17 protein-coding genes and 1 other annotated feature are annotated in these 16,543 nt (G+C 46.8%); all 17 genes read right to left on the reverse strand.

All coding sequences use genetic code 11. The features are described 5' to 3' along the window. Positions 1–607 precede the first annotated feature (607 nt). The 17 genes from HF638_RS28410 to minC all read right to left on the reverse strand — a co-directional run bounded on the left by HF638_RS28410 (position 608) and on the right by minC (position 16,523). Complete coding sequence (locus HF638_RS28410; RefSeq protein ID WP_348982100.1) at positions 608–2,236, reverse strand: LysM peptidoglycan-binding domain-containing protein; 1,629 nt, start codon at positions 2,234–2,236, stop codon at positions 608–610. A gap of 194 nt (positions 2,237–2,430) precedes the next feature. Beyond that, positions 2,431–3,315, reverse strand: a complete 885-nt coding sequence (gene ilvE, locus HF638_RS12040) for a branched-chain-amino-acid transaminase (RefSeq protein WP_017692630.1) — start codon at positions 3,313–3,315, stop codon at positions 2,431–2,433. A gap of 148 nt (positions 3,316–3,463) precedes the next feature. Continuing rightward, positions 3,464–4,336 carry a prephenate dehydratase gene (gene pheA / locus HF638_RS12045; RefSeq protein WP_169480439.1) on the reverse strand — a complete coding sequence of 291 codons (873 nt, stop codon included), beginning with the start codon at positions 4,334–4,336 and terminating at the stop codon, positions 3,464–3,466. Then, positions 4,333–5,301: a homoserine kinase gene (thrB, locus tag HF638_RS12050; RefSeq protein WP_169480440.1), complete on the reverse strand. Its 969-nt coding sequence runs from the start codon at positions 5,299–5,301 to the stop codon at positions 4,333–4,335. The genes pheA and thrB overlap by 4 nt, the downstream gene beginning before the upstream one ends. Further along, a complete protein-coding gene (gene thrC / locus HF638_RS12055; protein WP_169480441.1) occupies positions 5,298–6,368 on the reverse strand; it encodes a threonine synthase in 1,071 nt (356 codons plus the stop codon). The genes thrB and thrC overlap by 4 nt, the downstream gene beginning before the upstream one ends. 115 nt (positions 6,369–6,483) lie before the next feature. Then, positions 6,484–7,770 (reverse strand): homoserine dehydrogenase, encoded by a 1,287-nt coding sequence (locus tag HF638_RS12060; RefSeq protein ID WP_169480442.1) that lies wholly within the window; start codon positions 7,768–7,770, stop codon positions 6,484–6,486. 58 nt (positions 7,771–7,828) lie between these two features. Next, entirely contained in the window at positions 7,829–8,266 is a 438-nt protein-coding gene (locus HF638_RS12065) for an ACT domain-containing protein (RefSeq protein WP_017692625.1), read from the reverse strand. 227 nt (positions 8,267–8,493) lie between these two features. Beyond that, positions 8,494–9,804 carry a GTPase ObgE gene (obgE, locus tag HF638_RS12070; RefSeq protein ID WP_169480443.1) on the reverse strand — a complete coding sequence of 437 codons (1,311 nt, stop codon included), beginning with the start codon at positions 9,802–9,804 and terminating at the stop codon, positions 8,494–8,496. A gap of 17 nt (positions 9,805–9,821) precedes the next feature. Then, positions 9,822–10,619 carry a Spo0B domain-containing protein gene (locus tag HF638_RS12075; protein ID WP_248278126.1) on the reverse strand — a complete coding sequence of 266 codons (798 nt, stop codon included), beginning with the start codon at positions 10,617–10,619 and terminating at the stop codon, positions 9,822–9,824. A gap of 90 nt (positions 10,620–10,709) precedes the next feature. Continuing rightward, complete coding sequence (gene rpmA, locus HF638_RS12080) at positions 10,710–11,021, reverse strand: 50S ribosomal protein L27 (RefSeq protein WP_017692622.1); 312 nt, start codon at positions 11,019–11,021, stop codon at positions 10,710–10,712. 23 nt (positions 11,022–11,044) lie between these two features. Further along, positions 11,045–11,374: a ribosomal-processing cysteine protease Prp gene (locus tag HF638_RS12085; RefSeq protein ID WP_036605912.1), complete on the reverse strand. Its 330-nt coding sequence runs from the start codon at positions 11,372–11,374 to the stop codon at positions 11,045–11,047. Positions 11,375–11,388: 14 nt separating this feature from the next. Beyond that, positions 11,389–11,700, reverse strand: a complete 312-nt coding sequence (rplU, locus tag HF638_RS12090; protein WP_017692620.1) for a 50S ribosomal protein L21 — start codon at positions 11,698–11,700, stop codon at positions 11,389–11,391. A 14-nt stretch (positions 11,701–11,714) separates the two neighbouring features. Beyond that, positions 11,715–11,799, reverse strand: a sequence feature (ribosomal protein L21 leader region). Between the two features lie 56 nt (positions 11,800–11,855). Beyond that, a complete protein-coding gene (locus HF638_RS12095) occupies positions 11,856–13,106 on the reverse strand; it encodes an Rne/Rng family ribonuclease (RefSeq protein WP_169480444.1) in 1,251 nt (416 codons plus the stop codon). Between the two features lie 106 nt (positions 13,107–13,212). Then, complete coding sequence (locus HF638_RS12100; protein WP_169480445.1) at positions 13,213–14,073, reverse strand: M50 family metallopeptidase; 861 nt, start codon at positions 14,071–14,073, stop codon at positions 13,213–13,215. Next, positions 14,066–14,914 (reverse strand): M23 family metallopeptidase, encoded by an 849-nt coding sequence (locus HF638_RS12105; RefSeq protein WP_169480446.1) that lies wholly within the window; start codon positions 14,912–14,914, stop codon positions 14,066–14,068. The genes HF638_RS12100 and HF638_RS12105 overlap by 8 nt, the downstream gene beginning before the upstream one ends. A 148-nt stretch (positions 14,915–15,062) precedes the next feature. Next, positions 15,063–15,857 carry a septum site-determining protein MinD gene (gene minD, locus HF638_RS12110; RefSeq protein WP_017692616.1) on the reverse strand — a complete coding sequence of 265 codons (795 nt, stop codon included), beginning with the start codon at positions 15,855–15,857 and terminating at the stop codon, positions 15,063–15,065. Between the two features lie 3 nt (positions 15,858–15,860). Beyond that, positions 15,861–16,523 carry a septum site-determining protein MinC gene (gene minC, locus HF638_RS12115; RefSeq protein ID WP_017692615.1) on the reverse strand — a complete coding sequence of 221 codons (663 nt, stop codon included), beginning with the start codon at positions 16,521–16,523 and terminating at the stop codon, positions 15,861–15,863. Positions 16,524–16,543 lie beyond the last annotated feature (20 nt).

A 16,543-nucleotide genomic window follows, 5' to 3' on the forward strand; every position in this document is an offset into this window, starting at 1 on the left:
GCATGTATTAGGCATGCCGCCAGCGTTCGTCCTGAGCCAGGATCAAACTCTCCAATAAAGTATTGAAAAGAGCGATAAGCTCATTTTGAATCTGACGAGATTAAAAATCTCATTTGTGCTCCAGTCGATTCAAGCCAAGGCTTGTCTCAAACTTTTGCGTTCATTCTGCAAGCAGAATGTTTACTCACTCGTTGTTCAGTTTTCAAAGATCAAACTTGTTTCATTATTTCTTTTGTTTCCCGTGTCAGCCGTGTGTTTCAGCGGCGACTTAAATAATATATCATACGGCTGAATCTAATGCAACAGTTTTTTTCATTTCTTTTCTGTTAGTAGTTTTGCACCAGCTAAAGCTATCGTATCCGTTCCCTAATTTGTCCTATCATAATGGTGCGCTCATAGGGTACAAATATTCTAACACACTAATGAAAGGGTTTACAACACTTTCGTAATAAAATGCTCCTCATCAATCCTAAATAGCCACATCTTCGTTATACATGCGTGAATCAATCTATACTCAAACAAACGATAAGCCAGCTCACAATTACAGAGCTGGCTTCCCGCTGATATAACAATCACCCTACTTCTTCAACAATCACAAACTTCTAGATTAGTTTTGTATCCATGGATTACGACGCTTTTTGTTTGATTTCCGTTGGTTGGAGGTAGTCGCTCCTTCTCTGGATGTTTTCCCAGACACGGTCACCTTGGATTTATTCTTCAGAGGAGCCTTGGTTGTTCTGCGTTTCGTAGCTGCCGGCTTATTCCCGGCTTGCTTGGACTTCGCCTCCGAATCCGCTCCAACCTCTTCAAGCGCTACCTGACTTAAGTTAGCGTCGTCACGGCCCCCTTTTTTACCCCCCTTACTTTGGCCTTGTGGAGGGTACAATTCACCAAAAGCACCAAGCGGAGACGGCGGAACCATGTTTTGGGTTGGGTACGGATTTTGATAAGCATACTCGATAGGCTGGTTTGGCATCGTTGATGTGGACATTTCAGGCGGCATACCGTACGAAGGACCATACATATTCCAAGCCGGATCCTGATAACCATGTGAAGGATAAGTATACTGAGGCACATGTGTATGTGAACCACATCCGCATGGAGGGTAAGGAAGCATCGAATATGGGGATATAAAAGGCGGCTGATGATTCATATGACTAGGTGCGACATACGATGGGAATGGACTATTCACATGGGCAGCTGGCGATATTGGAAATGAGTTGTTTTGCATTTCTGGGGACAAATTCGGCACAACGTTGTTGTGATTATGGCTCTGCTCCGCCCCAGTCCACGGACTGTTCGGCAGATCACTGCCACTATAAGGACTAATTTCCGGAATCCCTGGAAACGGTGCATTGTTGCTCGCTCCTGCCGTGTACATGTCTTGTTGAACACCATACACCTCTTGTACAGGAACGGGGATTTGAACATAAGGGTGCTCCGCTGGCGCATGATGTAACTTATTACCACAACCACAAGGTTTTTTCGTCGCTGGTGCAACCTCAACTGGAGACTTTGTATTAGGCATTACAGGCAAAGGCATAATTTCAGGCGAAAGATTGGGCATTGTGTATTTCTTGGATTCTGCTACAGGTTTTACATGAACTTCAGGTTTAACCTCTTCTTTTTTGTGCGTTTCCTTTTCAGGCTTCACTTCAGGAAGCTCAGGCAACTGTGGCAGTGCCTCCAGTTCAGGTTTCACATTTGGCTTTACCGGATTGGCTGGTGGTGGAGCAGGCACTGGAACTGGAACTGGAACCTCAGCTACTGGAGCAGGAGGAGTTGGTACAACTGGCGCCGGTGGTTCCGGTTCTTTGACTCCTGTGTATTCCTTACCTTCAGGCGACAATTTTTCATGCGCAGCAATGTTGCTGGCACCCGAATTAGATGTGATGTTTCCTTGTGCGTGCATGGATGGAATATAAACAGTCTCCCCCACCAGCAGAGCGTTCGGATTTTTCAACTGTGGATTGGCATTGATCATATCTTTTAAAGGAACTCCCCAGGCTTGTGACAACTTCCATAACGAATCTCCTTGCTGAACCTTGTGACTGTGCAGCACGCCTTCCGGTTTCGGTGTTACTGGCTCTGCAGGGATTTTGACCTTCATGCCAATATCCAGCTTGTCGGGATTTGTGATTTGCGGATTAGCCGCGATCAATTTGTCCAGCGCTACATTGTATTTTTGGGACAGCAGATATAATGTGTCGCCTTTTTTCACCATGTGTATTTTCACAGGGAACTAACCTCCTAGACGTCATACTTGGGCAGTACATTCGCCCATACCGTTACTACATCCTATGCAGAAACCGGGCTAATGACATCAACTAAACAAAAAAAATCCTCCTGTCTCTAAAATCCCCATACGCCAGGTATGTTGAATTTTATCGGACAAGGAGGATTCCTGTTCCCTATGCTATTCGCTCAAACTTAAGATTCCCACACTTTATAGCCATCTTTGTCAACAATCTGACGGAATGCTTCCAGCAGTCTCAGCGTTACCGGACCTGCTACACCCGTACCAATTGTTCTTCCATCGACTTCATATGCAGCGATAACTTCTGCAGCTGTCCCGGTGAAAAAGACTTCGTCTGCGATATACACATCATGCAGGGTGAATGGCACTTCTTTTAATTCAAGCTCCAGTTCTCCACATAGATCGATAATCGCTTGACGTGTAATTCCTTCAAGTGCTCCGAGATAACAAGGCGGCGTGTACACTACACCATTTTTGATGATGAAGATGTTATCACTTGAACCCTCAGTAACGTAACCTTGGGAGTTCAGCATAATCGCTTCACCAGCACCTGAATAGTTAGACTGGATTTTAACCAGGATGTTATTCAGATAGTTCAATGATTTAATTTTCGGATTCAATGCGTCCGGAATGTTCCGGCGTTGGGATACAGACACTGCTTTCAATCCAGTAAGATACGCTTCCTCCGGATAGATCGCCAATTGTTCCACGATGATGATCACAGATGCCTTAGGGCAACGTAACGGGTCCAAGCCCAGATTACCAGGGCCGCGCGATACAATAAGACGAATATAACCATTACGCATATCATTGCGGCGTACCGTTTCAGCCATGACTTCCAGCATCTCATCAATGGACAGCGGGATGTTCAAACTGATGGATTTCGCCGAATCATACAAACGATCCAAGTGGGCCTTACATCTGAAAATGTTTCCGTTATAAATCCGAATACCTTCGAAAATCCCGTCTCCATACAAAAATCCATGATCATATACCGAAACGGTTGCGTTCTCCTTGGTCACATACTGACCATCCAAATAGATCCATTGTTCTGCCACCGATGACTGCACCTCCATAAAATATCCATTCCCTAAACTCCGAAACGTTATTAACCCGTCCATTGTACACCAAATGACAAGCGATTACTCGCTCATTCTACCCCGACTTATGACAACCTTCTAACATTCACAACCACCATCAGGTCGATTACCTCGAAGGATATGTATAACAAGGATAGCTACCAAGAACGCGCACCTGACAATTCAATGCCTCAATCTCGGCCATGGCTGCGGTCAGCAAAATCGAATCGACCGTTTCCACAACATCAATGTAAAAATAGTAACTGCCCAATCGTTTCTTCGTTGGACGAGACTCGAGACGGGTCAGGTTCAGCTTCCGCCAGGCAAAAGCCGACAATACCTGATGCAACGCACCCGGTGCATCTTCTGGCAACGTCACCAGCAAGCTGGTTTTTACATGATCCGGTTCACGCGGAATGTTCACAGGTTCATGGCCGATGAGCACAAAACGGGTATAGTTGTTGTCATGATCTGTAACTCGTTCAGCCATAATGTCCAGGCCATGCTTCTGAGCAGCAAGCTTTGTACCGATCGCCACCCAGCCCTTACCCGGATTCTTTTTCACAATTTCTACAGCTTCGGCTGTACTGTTCACACCTTCAAGGTCTGCCCCAGGCGAATGCAGCCGAATAAAATTCTGACACTGCGGAATAGCCACAGGATGGGACATGATCTTAGTAATTCTACTGAAATCATACTCGCCACTCTCTGTCTTAAATTCCGAGCCATGTCCAATCACATTCTGGATGGATGGGTATACCCACTCTGCTTGCATCGGAATATCCACTTCATTCACAAGCCAGTCCATATGAAGACTAACGGAGCCTTCAATGGTATTCTCAATCGGAATAACACTGTATTGTGCATTCCCACTATCCGTTGCTCGAAAAACATCCGAAATCAGCTTGAAGTGAAGCAAATCTAACGGTTCACCGTTAAACAAGAAATCAATCGCTTCATGAGAAACGGAGCCTTCAGGTAATACTGCAATTCGTTTCATGCATTAACTTCCCCTTTGATTCTGTCCAAAAAAGGACGTTCGTCTTGATCAGGTAGCAAGGTTACACCGTCCAAATCCGGATCGAGCCACAGTGCAGAAGCAGTTATGCCCTCCCGCTCCATGGTGTTCAGCAAATATTGTTCCAATTCCGCTTTGCGGGTGTCATGACGATCTACCAAAGTCAACACGGTCGGTCCAGCTCCGCTCAGGGCAGCTCCCAACGCTCCATGATCGACGGCATGTTCCAATATCTCAGCCATGCCTGGCACTAAGGATGCCCGATATGGTTGGTGAATTCGATCTGACATCGCCTTCTGAATCATGTCCAGTCGTCCACTTGCCAAAGCGGCAACGAGCAGTGAGGATCTGCTAATGTTATGCACCACATCAGACATGCCAAATTGCTCTGGAATCACATTCCTTGCTTTTGAAGTAGACAGCTGGAATTCAGGTACAATAACCAAAGCCTGCAAATCCTGGTGTGGTTCAATACGTATATGATCTACCTGTTGACCATTCCATGCAGCCGTAATAATACCGCCATACAGAGATGCTCCCACATTATCAGGATGCTTCTCAAGGGATGTGGCCATATCCAGGAGCTTGGCATCCGATAAAGGAGCGCCAATTAATGCATTCGCTGCCGCCAGTGCACCAACGATGGCTGATGCACTGCTCCCGAGTCCCCGCGTAAGCGGAATATCGGAATACATGGAAATCTCCAATTCAGGTACAGACACCCCAGCTTCATTGAATACCATCTGTGCAACTTCGTATATCAAATTCGATTTATCTGTTGGCAGGCCTGTCAAATGATTGCCATGAAGATGAAATGTCGTCTGCTCGGCAGGTTTCATTTCCAACCAGGCATACAAAGACAATGCCATGCCCAGGGTATCAAACCCTGGACCGAGATTGGCTGTGCTTGCAGGTATTTTTACGGTTACCTTTTCACGCAAACTCATACAGATTGCTGCTCCAGTTGTGCAATGGCCGCCATTACTGCTTCTTCCGTATCTTCAACAACAAGTGGCTCAGTCGCTACTGTTTTGATCGCAATATTAGGATCTTTCAGGCCATTACCAGTGAGTACACAAACGACAGTCTCTCCGCCTTTAAAGTACCCTTCACTCTTCAGTTTGTATACACCGGCAAGGGAAGCAGCAGAAGCAGGTTCTGCAAAAATCCCTTCACGAGAAGCAAGTGTACGATACGCCGTCAGGATTTGTTCATCAGTTACATAGTTAATCTGTCCGCCAGATTCCTCAGCTGCAGCTACTGCTGTTTTCCAGCTTGCCGGATTACCGATTCGAATCGCTGTTGCCACCGTTTCAGGTTCAAGGATCGGTTCGCCTTTGACAATAGCCATCGCACCTTCAGCTTCGAAACCAACCATGCGTGGCAGCGTGTTGGATTTGCCTGCCTCTTTATATTCTTTGAAACCTTTCCAATAAGCCGAGATATTACCCGCATTACCGACTGGAATAGCCAGAACGTCCGGTGCTTCGCCAAGTTGTTCAATCACTTCAAACGCCGCTGTCTTCTGTCCTTCAATCCGGAACGGATTCACAGAGTTTACAAGTGTGATCGGATGTTTGGCTGTAATCTCACGCACAATCTCCAGTGCACGGTCAAAGTTACCATTGATCGCAATCACTTTAGCTCCATAGATCATGGCTTGGGCCAGTTTACCCAGTGCAATGTTGTTATTCGGGATCAGCACGATACAATTGAGACCGCCACGTGCGGCATAGGCCGCTGCAGCTGCTGACGTATTACCTGTAGATGCACACATGATCGTGCGACTGCCCTCTTCCAGTGCTTTGGCAACAGCCATAACCATTCCGCGGTCTTTGAAAGAACCCGTAGGGTTCAAGCCTTCGTATTTGAAATAGAGGTTCAAACCGAGTTCCTCAGACAGATTCTCTGCATGAATCAACGGTGTGTTTCCTTCCTGAAGCGTAAGCAGGGGTGTATTTTCATTAACCGGAAGGTGCTCTCTGTATGTTTGCAAAAGTCCTTGATATCTCATTGTGGGTAAACTCCTTTATGTTTTAATAATCTAAAATAATGACCTGTTGTTACGCATATGATTAACTTGTACGTTATAACTGAAATAATTGTGATGCTCTAAGTGATACGGAAACTTATCCTTCCACCCGATACACACTCTTAATGCGCCGAATGACGCTGAGTGATTCAAAATGTTTTAACACTTTATCCATGCTCGCTTTACTTGCATTATGCGTAACGATAATGATTTCGGCATCCGGGTTGTGCTCATTCGGCTGTTGAACAACCGAGGCCAGACTGACATCATATTCTGCGAAAATTTGTGTAATTTGTGCCAATACTCCGGCTTTGTCGTCTACGTGTAGTAAAATAAAGTTTTTCGACACGATCTGCTCGTCGCTTTGCAGTCGCTTCGTCTTATAAGACACAATCGCTTTTAGACCGTTTACGCCAAGCTTAAGGTTTTTGGTGACCGCCACAATGTCAGCTACAACAGATGTTGCCGTTGGGAGTTCTCCCGCACCTGCACCGTAGAACATGGTCTCCCCTACAGCTTCGCCGTGTACATATACTGCGTTGAATACACCGTTGACTGAAGCAATAGGATGATTCTGTCTAACCATAGTCGGCTGTACGCTAATCGTGATCTCATCGTCAATACGGTCCGCAATACCAAGTAATTTCATCTCATACCCTAGTCTTCTGGCATACGTAATGTCTTCACGGGTCACGGAGGATATGCCTTTAACGGTTACATCCTTCAACTCCACATTGGTACGGAAACCGAGCGTACTCAAGATCGCCATTTTGCGAGCTGCGTCAAGTCCTTCCACATCGGAGGTTGGATCGGATTCGGCGTATCCCAAAGCCTGTGCTTCAGCCAGCACTTCTTCATAGGATGCACCTTCCTGACTCATTTTGGTCAAAATAAAGTTCGTTGTTCCGTTCACAATCCCCATAATGCGGGTAATCCGGTCGGAAGAGAAACCTTCAATCAGTGTACGAATGATCGGAATACCTCCCGCAACACTCGCCTCATAGAACACGTCACATTGTTTTTCCTGTGCCTTCGCCAAAATCTCCGAACCATGCAGAGCCATGAGATCCTTGTTCGCTGTTACGATGTGTTTCCCACGTTCCAACGCTTCGAGAATATACTCCTTCGTCTGATCAATACCGCCCATGACTTCAACGATGACATCAATATCCGGATGACGAATGACTTCCCAAGGATCTTCCGTAAGCTTGGCACGGTCTACAGCAATGACACGGTCTTTCTCTGTATTTTTCACTGCAATCTTCTCGATGATAATCGGCGATCCAACCTGACTGCTCAGATCCTCCTGATTTCCCTCCACAATGCGAACGACTCCCGTTCCGACAGTTCCCAGACCCAACAATCCGACTTTTACCGGTTTCACTAACGATCTACCCCCTAATGTCTATTCTTGTCTGTCAGTCCTGTATGATAAAGCCTAATTAACCTTGGCCTACAATACGTGTGCGTCTCACTCCAGGCATATCTTGCATCCGATCCAGCATTTCTCCAATTTCTCCGTGAAGATGTGTCGTCTCCACTGAAATGACGACATTGGCTCTTCCCTGAAGCGGGATACTCTGATTAATTGTAAGTACATTGGCCCCATAACCAGCTACATGTCCAAGCACACGAGACAAGATACCCGACTGATGCTCCAGATCAATGGAAATCGTTACAATTCTCTCGCGCTCAAGCTGGTTGATCAGATGAATTCCATCCTTGTACTTGTAAAAGGCACTCCGGCTTAATCCGACCTGCTCAACCGCCTCATGCACTGTTTTAACATCACCGGAAGCCAGTAGCTCTTTTACCTGCATGGTCTTCACCACAGCCTCTGGTAAAATATCTTCCCGTACTAAGTAATAGCGTTCGTTCACAGAACGTCCTCTCCTCAAAGACTCATGTATTCATATAGTGGACATTATATAGGATCTACGCCAAAAGGGCAATACATGACACGCCTATTTTTTGAAATACGTTCCTCACAGTATACAAGTTTATCCCTCTCCCATGTCAGGAAAAACAAAAAAACGCAGAGTTGTGGGTCAACTTCCCACTTCTCTGCGTTCATATATCTACTGGTCTCTCCACGGAAGACGGCTACTTAGTAGTAACTGCTACCTTCCACGAATTCGAATTCAAAGTCTCCGATGCGCACGATGGTGCCTTCTACAGCTCCGCGCTTACGCAACTCAGCATCTACACCCATATAACGCAGTGTACGTGCGAGTTTCAGTATAGCCTCGTGCGAGTTCAGTTGCATCCGTTTCATCATGCGGTCAATCTTGGCACTTTCGACAACGAACATTTCATTCTCACGCACAATTTTGAAACCATCGTCTTCTTTTTTGTCCAGACTATATACTTTACGTTCAGATACATCTGCTACCTCTTCAACCACTCGCTCGTCTGGAGCCTGATCTAGCAGATCAGCTGCACGATACAGAAGTTCTTGAATCCCTTTACGAGTCAAGGATGAAATTGGCATCACTTCAATATCAGGTTGAACTTCACGAACTTGCTGTAAAAATTGCTCCAGGTTCGCTTCAGAGTCTGGCATATCCATCTTGTTAGCTGCTACAACTTGCGTTCTCTCGGCGAGAAGCGGATTGTACAACTTCAATTCGTCATTGATTTTCTGCCAGTCTTCAAAAGGATCGCGTCCTTCCGAACCCGACATATCTACGACATGAACAATAATACGAGTGCGCTCGACATGACGCAGGAACTCATGTCCCAGTCCGATCCCTTCATGCGCACCTTCAATCAGTCCAGGCAAATCGGCCATCACGAAGCTTCGGCCTTCTCCTACACCGACTACACCCAGATTCGGTGTAATGGTTGTGAAATGGTAAGCACCGATCTTTGGCTTGGCTGACGAAACGACAGAAAGCAATGTGGATTTCCCGACACTCGGGAAACCAACAAGACCAACATCTGCCATAACTTTTAGCTCTAATACGATGTAACGCTCTTGGCCTTCTTCACCATTCTCGGCAAGTTCAGGTGCAGGGTTGTTCGGTGTGGCAAATCGGATGTTACCCCGTCCGCCCCGACCACCACGAGCAATAACAACCTGCTGACCATGACGTGTCATGTCCGCCAGTACTTCTCCACTGTCTTCATCCAAAATGATAGTTCCTGGTGGAATCCGCACAATCATGTTCTCAGCGTTTGCACCGTGCTGACTCTTATTACGTCCCTTCTCACCACGTGGGGCCTTGAAGTGACGCTGGTAACGGAAATCCATCAACGTCCGCAAACCTTCATCCACGCGGAAAATGATGTCAGCTCCTCTGCCTCCATCGCCCCCGGCAGGTCCGCCGTTTGGTACATACTTCTCACGACGGAACGAAATAATTCCGTCCCCTCCGTCTCCGGCTTTCACATAAATCTTCGCTTTATCTACAAACATTGGTTAACCCCTTCTTCCTATATTCCACACGCCATTCTGAATTGTATAAACGTATCCTCAGACGGAAGCTGCTCCGTTCTGACTTTTTTCCCTTTGAGTACGGCACTAAGCTGCCGTAGTGTTTCCGGATCGGGTGTTTGATCCCCATCCAGTCGGACAACCACATCTCCATGATCCTGTCCGAAATTTAAGGTCAGTTTGCGAACCTCTCCCCAAGAAGACCGGCCGCCGCCATATTGATAGGCCCTGATTGCATCCGCAATCGCCCCGGTAAGTGACTCGCCATCCTCGGGAGAGACCAGAGCACTAAGCTGCAACTCATCTTCTATTTCCACATGCAATTCCAGCGCAATTCCACTGGCGCGAAAAGACTGAAGATAAAATACGAGGGAAGGAATACCTAATCTGGAGATTCGGCTTTCTTCTGTAACCCGCTCTTTTATTCTTTCCACACATTGCAAGGATTTATCAAGTTTGCCCAGCCGAAGATATCCATATAACACCTGAAGGTCGTTCATCCAGTCGTGTCGATGATGATTTAATGAAGCAATTGCTGTCTTTTCCATGGATTGTATGATGGCTCTGCGTTCCGCCTCCGCCTGTTTCTTCATCGCATTCACAGAAATGAGCAATACTGCGACGGACCACAATGCGCACACGACGCTTGAGATCATCGCCGGATACAACATAACGAAAACCAAAGGAATCAGAAGTGAACATGCCGCAATCCACGGCACTCTTTTCCAAGATTTCATGGCTTCTCCCCGTTCTACAAAACTCGGTTGGTCTACACCCACCGTAACCAAGTATAACATGTCTTTTCTGCCAGTTCATTATCGAATAACCGTTGAATACAAAAAACCTCCGGCAAAAATGCCGAAGGCTCCTTAGGCGGAATGCCGATATTACGCTTCTACTGCAGCTGCTACAGGAGCAACGTTAACAGGATAGATGCTTACTTTTTTACGATCGCGTCCCCAACGTTCGAATTTTACAACGCCGTCGATTTTCGCGAACAAAGTGTCATCTTTACCGATACCAACGTTAGTTCCTGGGTGAATTTTCGTTCCGCGTTGGCGAACGAGAATGCTACCACCAGTTACAGTTTGACCATCAGCACGTTTAACACCCAGACGCTGAGCATTACTGTCACGTCCGTTCTTCGTGGAACCTACACCTTTTTTCGATGCGAATAACTGAAGATTTAATTTCAACATGATTGGTTGTCCTCCTTCTTTGCTTATTTGAATTGCTGTATTTTAATATACTTCCCGTATGACTCTGCAATATTAGAGAGCATAACCACCATGGATTCGAGTAACAATTGTACCTGGGACCAAGTTTCCCCTCTCTCTAACAAAGGTAAAGAACCGCTTAAAAAGCCATTCTTCATCTTGGCATCCATTTCGACACCGGTCAATGTTTCAATCGAGTTCACCGTACCCACTGTAACAGCGGATACCCCGGCACATACGATGTCTTCTCCACGCTTGGCAAAATTAGCATGCCCTTCGATGGAAAAGCGTTCGATGTTCCCGTCCTCATCACGAAAGATTTGAACGATAATCACTTATCGCACCTTCTTTACGCTTTGATTGTTTCGATAGTTACTTTAGTGTACGGTTGACGGTGACCTTGCTTCACATGGTAGTTCTTTTTAGGTTTGTATTTGTATACGATAACCTTTTGTCCTTTGCCATGTTTCTCCACTTTAGCCGTTACAGTAGCTCCGGAAATCAATGGTGTACCTGCTGTCAAACCTTGATCGTTAGATACAGCCAGGACACGGTCGAACGTTACGCTTTCGCCATCGTTCGCAGTCAATTTCTCGATGAACAGAACATCGCCCTCTTGGACTTTGTACTGTTTGCCGCCTGTTTCAATAATTGCGTACATTTGCCTTGCACCTCCTCATGTCTCAGACTCGCCCGTTCTCAGGTGACAGTGTCCTTGCGGAACTGTTCTTATACCCGGCCAGTGCGGTTACAGCATGTGCAAGACCATTAGGCTAAACACATACTTGAAGATTATATCACGCAATATTTCAAAAATCAATGCAAAGGTGAAATATATCTTTTTCCCGTACCATGACAGGAAGAACACGGCTCCACATAGGGTAACGTACTCTCTTCCCGCACTTTTTTGCGTGTCAGTTCAAGCAAGCCCAGCTTGGTCCAACCCATCACGAACGCTTTGGTCCGATCCTTTTTAAGCTCGCCCTCCAAGGTTGCCGCCACTTCATGCCGATTCGAAGCTTCCTCCATATCAATGAAGTCGACAATAATCATGCCACCAATATCCCGCAGGCGCATCAGACGGGCAATCTCCACTGCTGCCTGCATGTTGGTCTCCGTCACGGTCTCTTCCAGACTGTCACCGCCAGCTCCCGTATATTTGCCTGTGTTCACATCCACTACAGTCAGAGCTTCGGTATGATCAATAACGATATATCCGCCTCCAGGCAGCCATACTTTCCGAGCAAAATCCTTGTTCAACTGCTCCTGCACACCATAAGCAGCAAAGATGGACTCTGTTCCCCGATACACCTGTACTTTGGGTTGATGACCGGGACTCATCTCTTCCAGCAATGCTTTTACCTCGCGAGCTTGTCCTTCACTATCGGTGATGACCTCATCACTGCCTGGCGTATACACATCTCTGATAATTCGCTGTACCATGCTATGATCCCGATGCAATAGGCTCGGGGAAGGCAAACTATCCGCTTTTTCACGAATCAGGTACCACTGCGCACGTAATGTTTCCAAGTCAGCTTGAATGGCTTCGTGCTGTTCTTCTGCAGATACGGTTCGGATAATAAGCCCTTCTTCATCCCGTCTCAGTTGTTCTCCAAGTGCCTTGAGGCGGGAACGATCTCCCTCACGGGCAATTTTCTTGGATACCGCCACATAGTCGGCAATAGGCATGTAGACAAGCCAGCGGCCCGGGAGTGAATAATGAGTCGTCACCCGGGCTCCCTTGCCTCCTACCGGTTCCTTCAGAACCTGAACAATGACTTCCTGACCCGGACGAAGCAACTCCGAGATGGAAGGCTTCACCTTGGCCTGCTTCTCCAGATGGGGATGCAACACATCGTCCACATATAGAAACGCATTCTTTTTCTGACCAATATCCACAAAAGCAGCCTGCATACCCGGTAACACATTCACGACCCGTCCCTTGAAATAGGACCCCAGAAGTCCACGCTCGCGTGTACGTTCTGCCGTGAATTCCACAGCTTTGCCTTCTTCCAGAAGCGCCATTTGCATGAGGTTATGTTCATTATGTACAATCATTTGTTTCATGGCTTCACCTCTAGAAGACAATTCAATTCATCCACATCCATTTCAGTATCTTTACATTTCTCATCGTACATGTATTAACCCATTTCAGAACAGGTCCACCAGAACACTACAATTTATCGCCATTTTGTTGAAAATAGGAACCGATAATGCGTTGTTCAGGCAATACTGCCATAATTCGTCCCTGTCTGTTCATCACGTATACCATATGGTATCTTTCTCTCTTTAATAGACGCAAAATAGTGTCCAAAGGTTTCGCTGGAAATGAGATTATTGGCTGCGCCAAACTGCCAGTAGCCGCATGCCGAGCGAAAGCACCCTCCCGATTCATGAGAAAACGGATAAAGCGATAGGGCACATTTCGGTAATCCGTCAGGTTGGAATAGAACAAAAAAAGACCGATTAACAGAATGTTGAGTGGTAGACCGTAGTCTCCGGTAAGCCACCGGCTGATAGCATATAGAATAACCCCTGCGCTGCACAGGATACTAATTCTGTAAGTCCACATTAATGTTGTATAGTAGGGTGCCCACAGACTGACAAGCGCTTGAACAATTTTACCTCCGTCCAGGGGCAGTACGGGTAGCAGGTTAAAGAGCGCAATGAGCAGATTCCCCTGAATGATGTAGTTCAGAAAAACCGGATCGCCCAGATTGCCATACTGCAGCAGCCAAACCATGCCAACCATCAGCATGTTTTGCAATGGACCTGCCAGAGCGATCATGATTTCTCTGAAGGCCGTGATGTTGACTCCATCTTCAATTACCGCTACTCCTCCAAAAGGAAGCATCTGGATCGACAAGACACGATAGCCAAGAAGGGCAGCAGCCGCAGCATGTCCACATTCATGAATGAATACGATGGCAAACAACGTAATGAGTTCAATAAAATGTCCTGTCAGAAGAGACGCCATCATGATAATCACAAAAAACGGATGAAACGTAATACGTACTCCCCACACCCTAATCAAGGGCAACGACTTCCGCTGGGTCTACGTAATCCTCACCCTCTTTGACCGCAAAATAGAGCGTGGCCGGTTGTTCACCACCAGTAGTCTTGAGACTCCCAACCGCATTCCCCGCTTCAACCCAATCGTTCACGATTACTTCACTCTCGTTCAATCGACCATATATTGCCGTGACATTGCCTGTATGCTGGATGACAACCGTGAACCCACTTGCTGCATCGCCGATAACCTCCATGACACGCCCTGCATCAGAACTTGCGACCTGTATACGTTCTGCACCTGCGGCATCAGGAACGATCTCAATTCCCTTCATACTCAGCGCAAATGGCTGAACTACTGTGCCCGAGATGGGTTTGCCCAGTAACTGCCGAATGCCGGAACCATTAACAGCATCTGTCGTATGTCCGAGAACCGGAAGAAACGAAGGTGTTCCTCCAAAGTGCCGTTCATACCAGGCTGCAGCAGAGGCAAAATCCATATCTCGATGGAGTGCATCGGCTATTACTGTTTTGGGTGATGTCGTCCATGATGTATCCAACTGAAACAGACCCCATACTCCGCCAAATATTAAAGCGCTAATGACCATCCGCCTTAGAAGTGACTTGAACAGGTTGAATCTTGAATGCCCCCCTGGAACGAAATGACCATTCTCTTTTTTCCACAGCCATTCCGGATCTCTTTCCTGTGTCCCCTCACCAGTTGTATACGGCTTCCGTTGTATGATCTCGTTCTTGTCCAATAGCGAACCTACTTTTTGCTCCTGTAAAACTTCAACAGTCGCACCGTCCATCAGTCGCCGAATGCGTTCTTCTCTTCTTTGCTTAATTCTGAGTTTCGTGTTCATGGAATGTCCTCCCGCCGAGGCTTGTTTACTACATCCTATGAAGAGGCGGTTGATAATATGAACAAGCCTGCCAGCAGGTAACAAAAAAAGCCGGGCTATAAGCCACGGCTATCATGTAGTCAGTTGATGAATAATTTCGTTTAACGAATTAACCCATTCCCAAGAACTTTTTGAAACGAGTAAAAGCGCCCTTTTTCTGCTCCAGTTGCATCAATGGGACCGTATCTCCCAGAATGCGTCGAGCAATGTTGCGATACGCTATCGCCGCAAGTGAATCCGGATTCATGACCGTAGGTTCTCCTGAATTGGCCGCTTTGATAACCAGCTCATCATCAGGTACGATGCCAATCAGGTCAATATTAAGTACTTGTAAAATACCATCGATATCCAGCATGTCACCTGATTTAACCATATTATTGCGAATTCGATTCACCACCAGCTTCGGTGATTGAATGTGTGAACTCTCCAACAGGCCGATGACACGATCCGCATCACGTACTGCAGCATTTTCCGGTGTAGTGACCACGATGGCCTGATCTGCTCCTGCTACCGCATTTTTGAAGCCCTGCTCTATGCCGGCTGGGCAATCAATAATGACGTATTCAAAATCTTTTTTCAATTCAAGGATAATATCCTTCACCTGTTCTGGCGACACCGAGTTTTTGTCTCTCGTCTGCGCCGCAGGCAACATATATAATTCTTCGAAACGCTTGTCTTTGACCAAAGCCTGATTCAGACGGCAGCGGCCGTCTGCAACGTCGCACAGATCGTAAATAATACGGTTTTCGAGTCCCATCACGACATCCAAATTACGAAGGCCGATATCGGTATCTACCAGACAAACCTTTTTGCCGAGCAGCGCCAGCGCTGTCCCGATGTTTGCCGAGGTGGTTGTTTTACCCACGCCGCCTTTACCCGAAGTGATCACGATCGCCTCTCCCATGAGCTACACTCCTTTAAACACATTAAAATCTCGGCGCAACCGAACGATATTGCTCATCTTGTCTATCTGCATCTGATTGTCCTGTAAGTAAGCAAATTCCATTCCGGTCTCTCGGCTCTCCCATTCATCGGGAGGACGACTGATGATATCCGCAATCCGCAGCTGCGTCGGTGCAAACACCGAAGCGGCAATAATAGCTTCTTCGTCCCCGCCAATTCCGGCATGAGCCATACCTCTGAGTGAACCCAACACATATATATCTCCGGTACACGTCACCGTGCCCCCCGGATTGATATCCCCAAGAAACAGGAGATTTCCTTCATGATGAAGCACCTGACCTGAACGCACCATACCACACATGGTCACAATCGGCGGCGGTCCTTTAACCTCCGGTTGGAGTGCAGGTGAGTCGATGGATCGAATAAGCAGATTCCCTTTTTGTTTCAATATATCGAGGATTGCTTCTTTCTGGTCCTCTGTCACTTCGCGGGCACCCAACTTGATATCCACATGAACAATCGGTCCGGTCAAAATATTTTGATGGCTGTGTTCCAGCTTATAGCGGAGCTCATAGAGCAATTCCTCGAATTCACATTGATCGTCCAACAGGAAAACCAGGCCGTCTCGGATGCCTTTAATCGTTACGTGATTCGATTTTACCGTCATAAGCCTGTCCCTCCCATCTC

The organism is Paenibacillus sp. SZ31 (assembly GCF_012912005.1).
Classification (GTDB): Bacteria; Bacillota; Bacilli; order Paenibacillales; family Paenibacillaceae; genus Paenibacillus.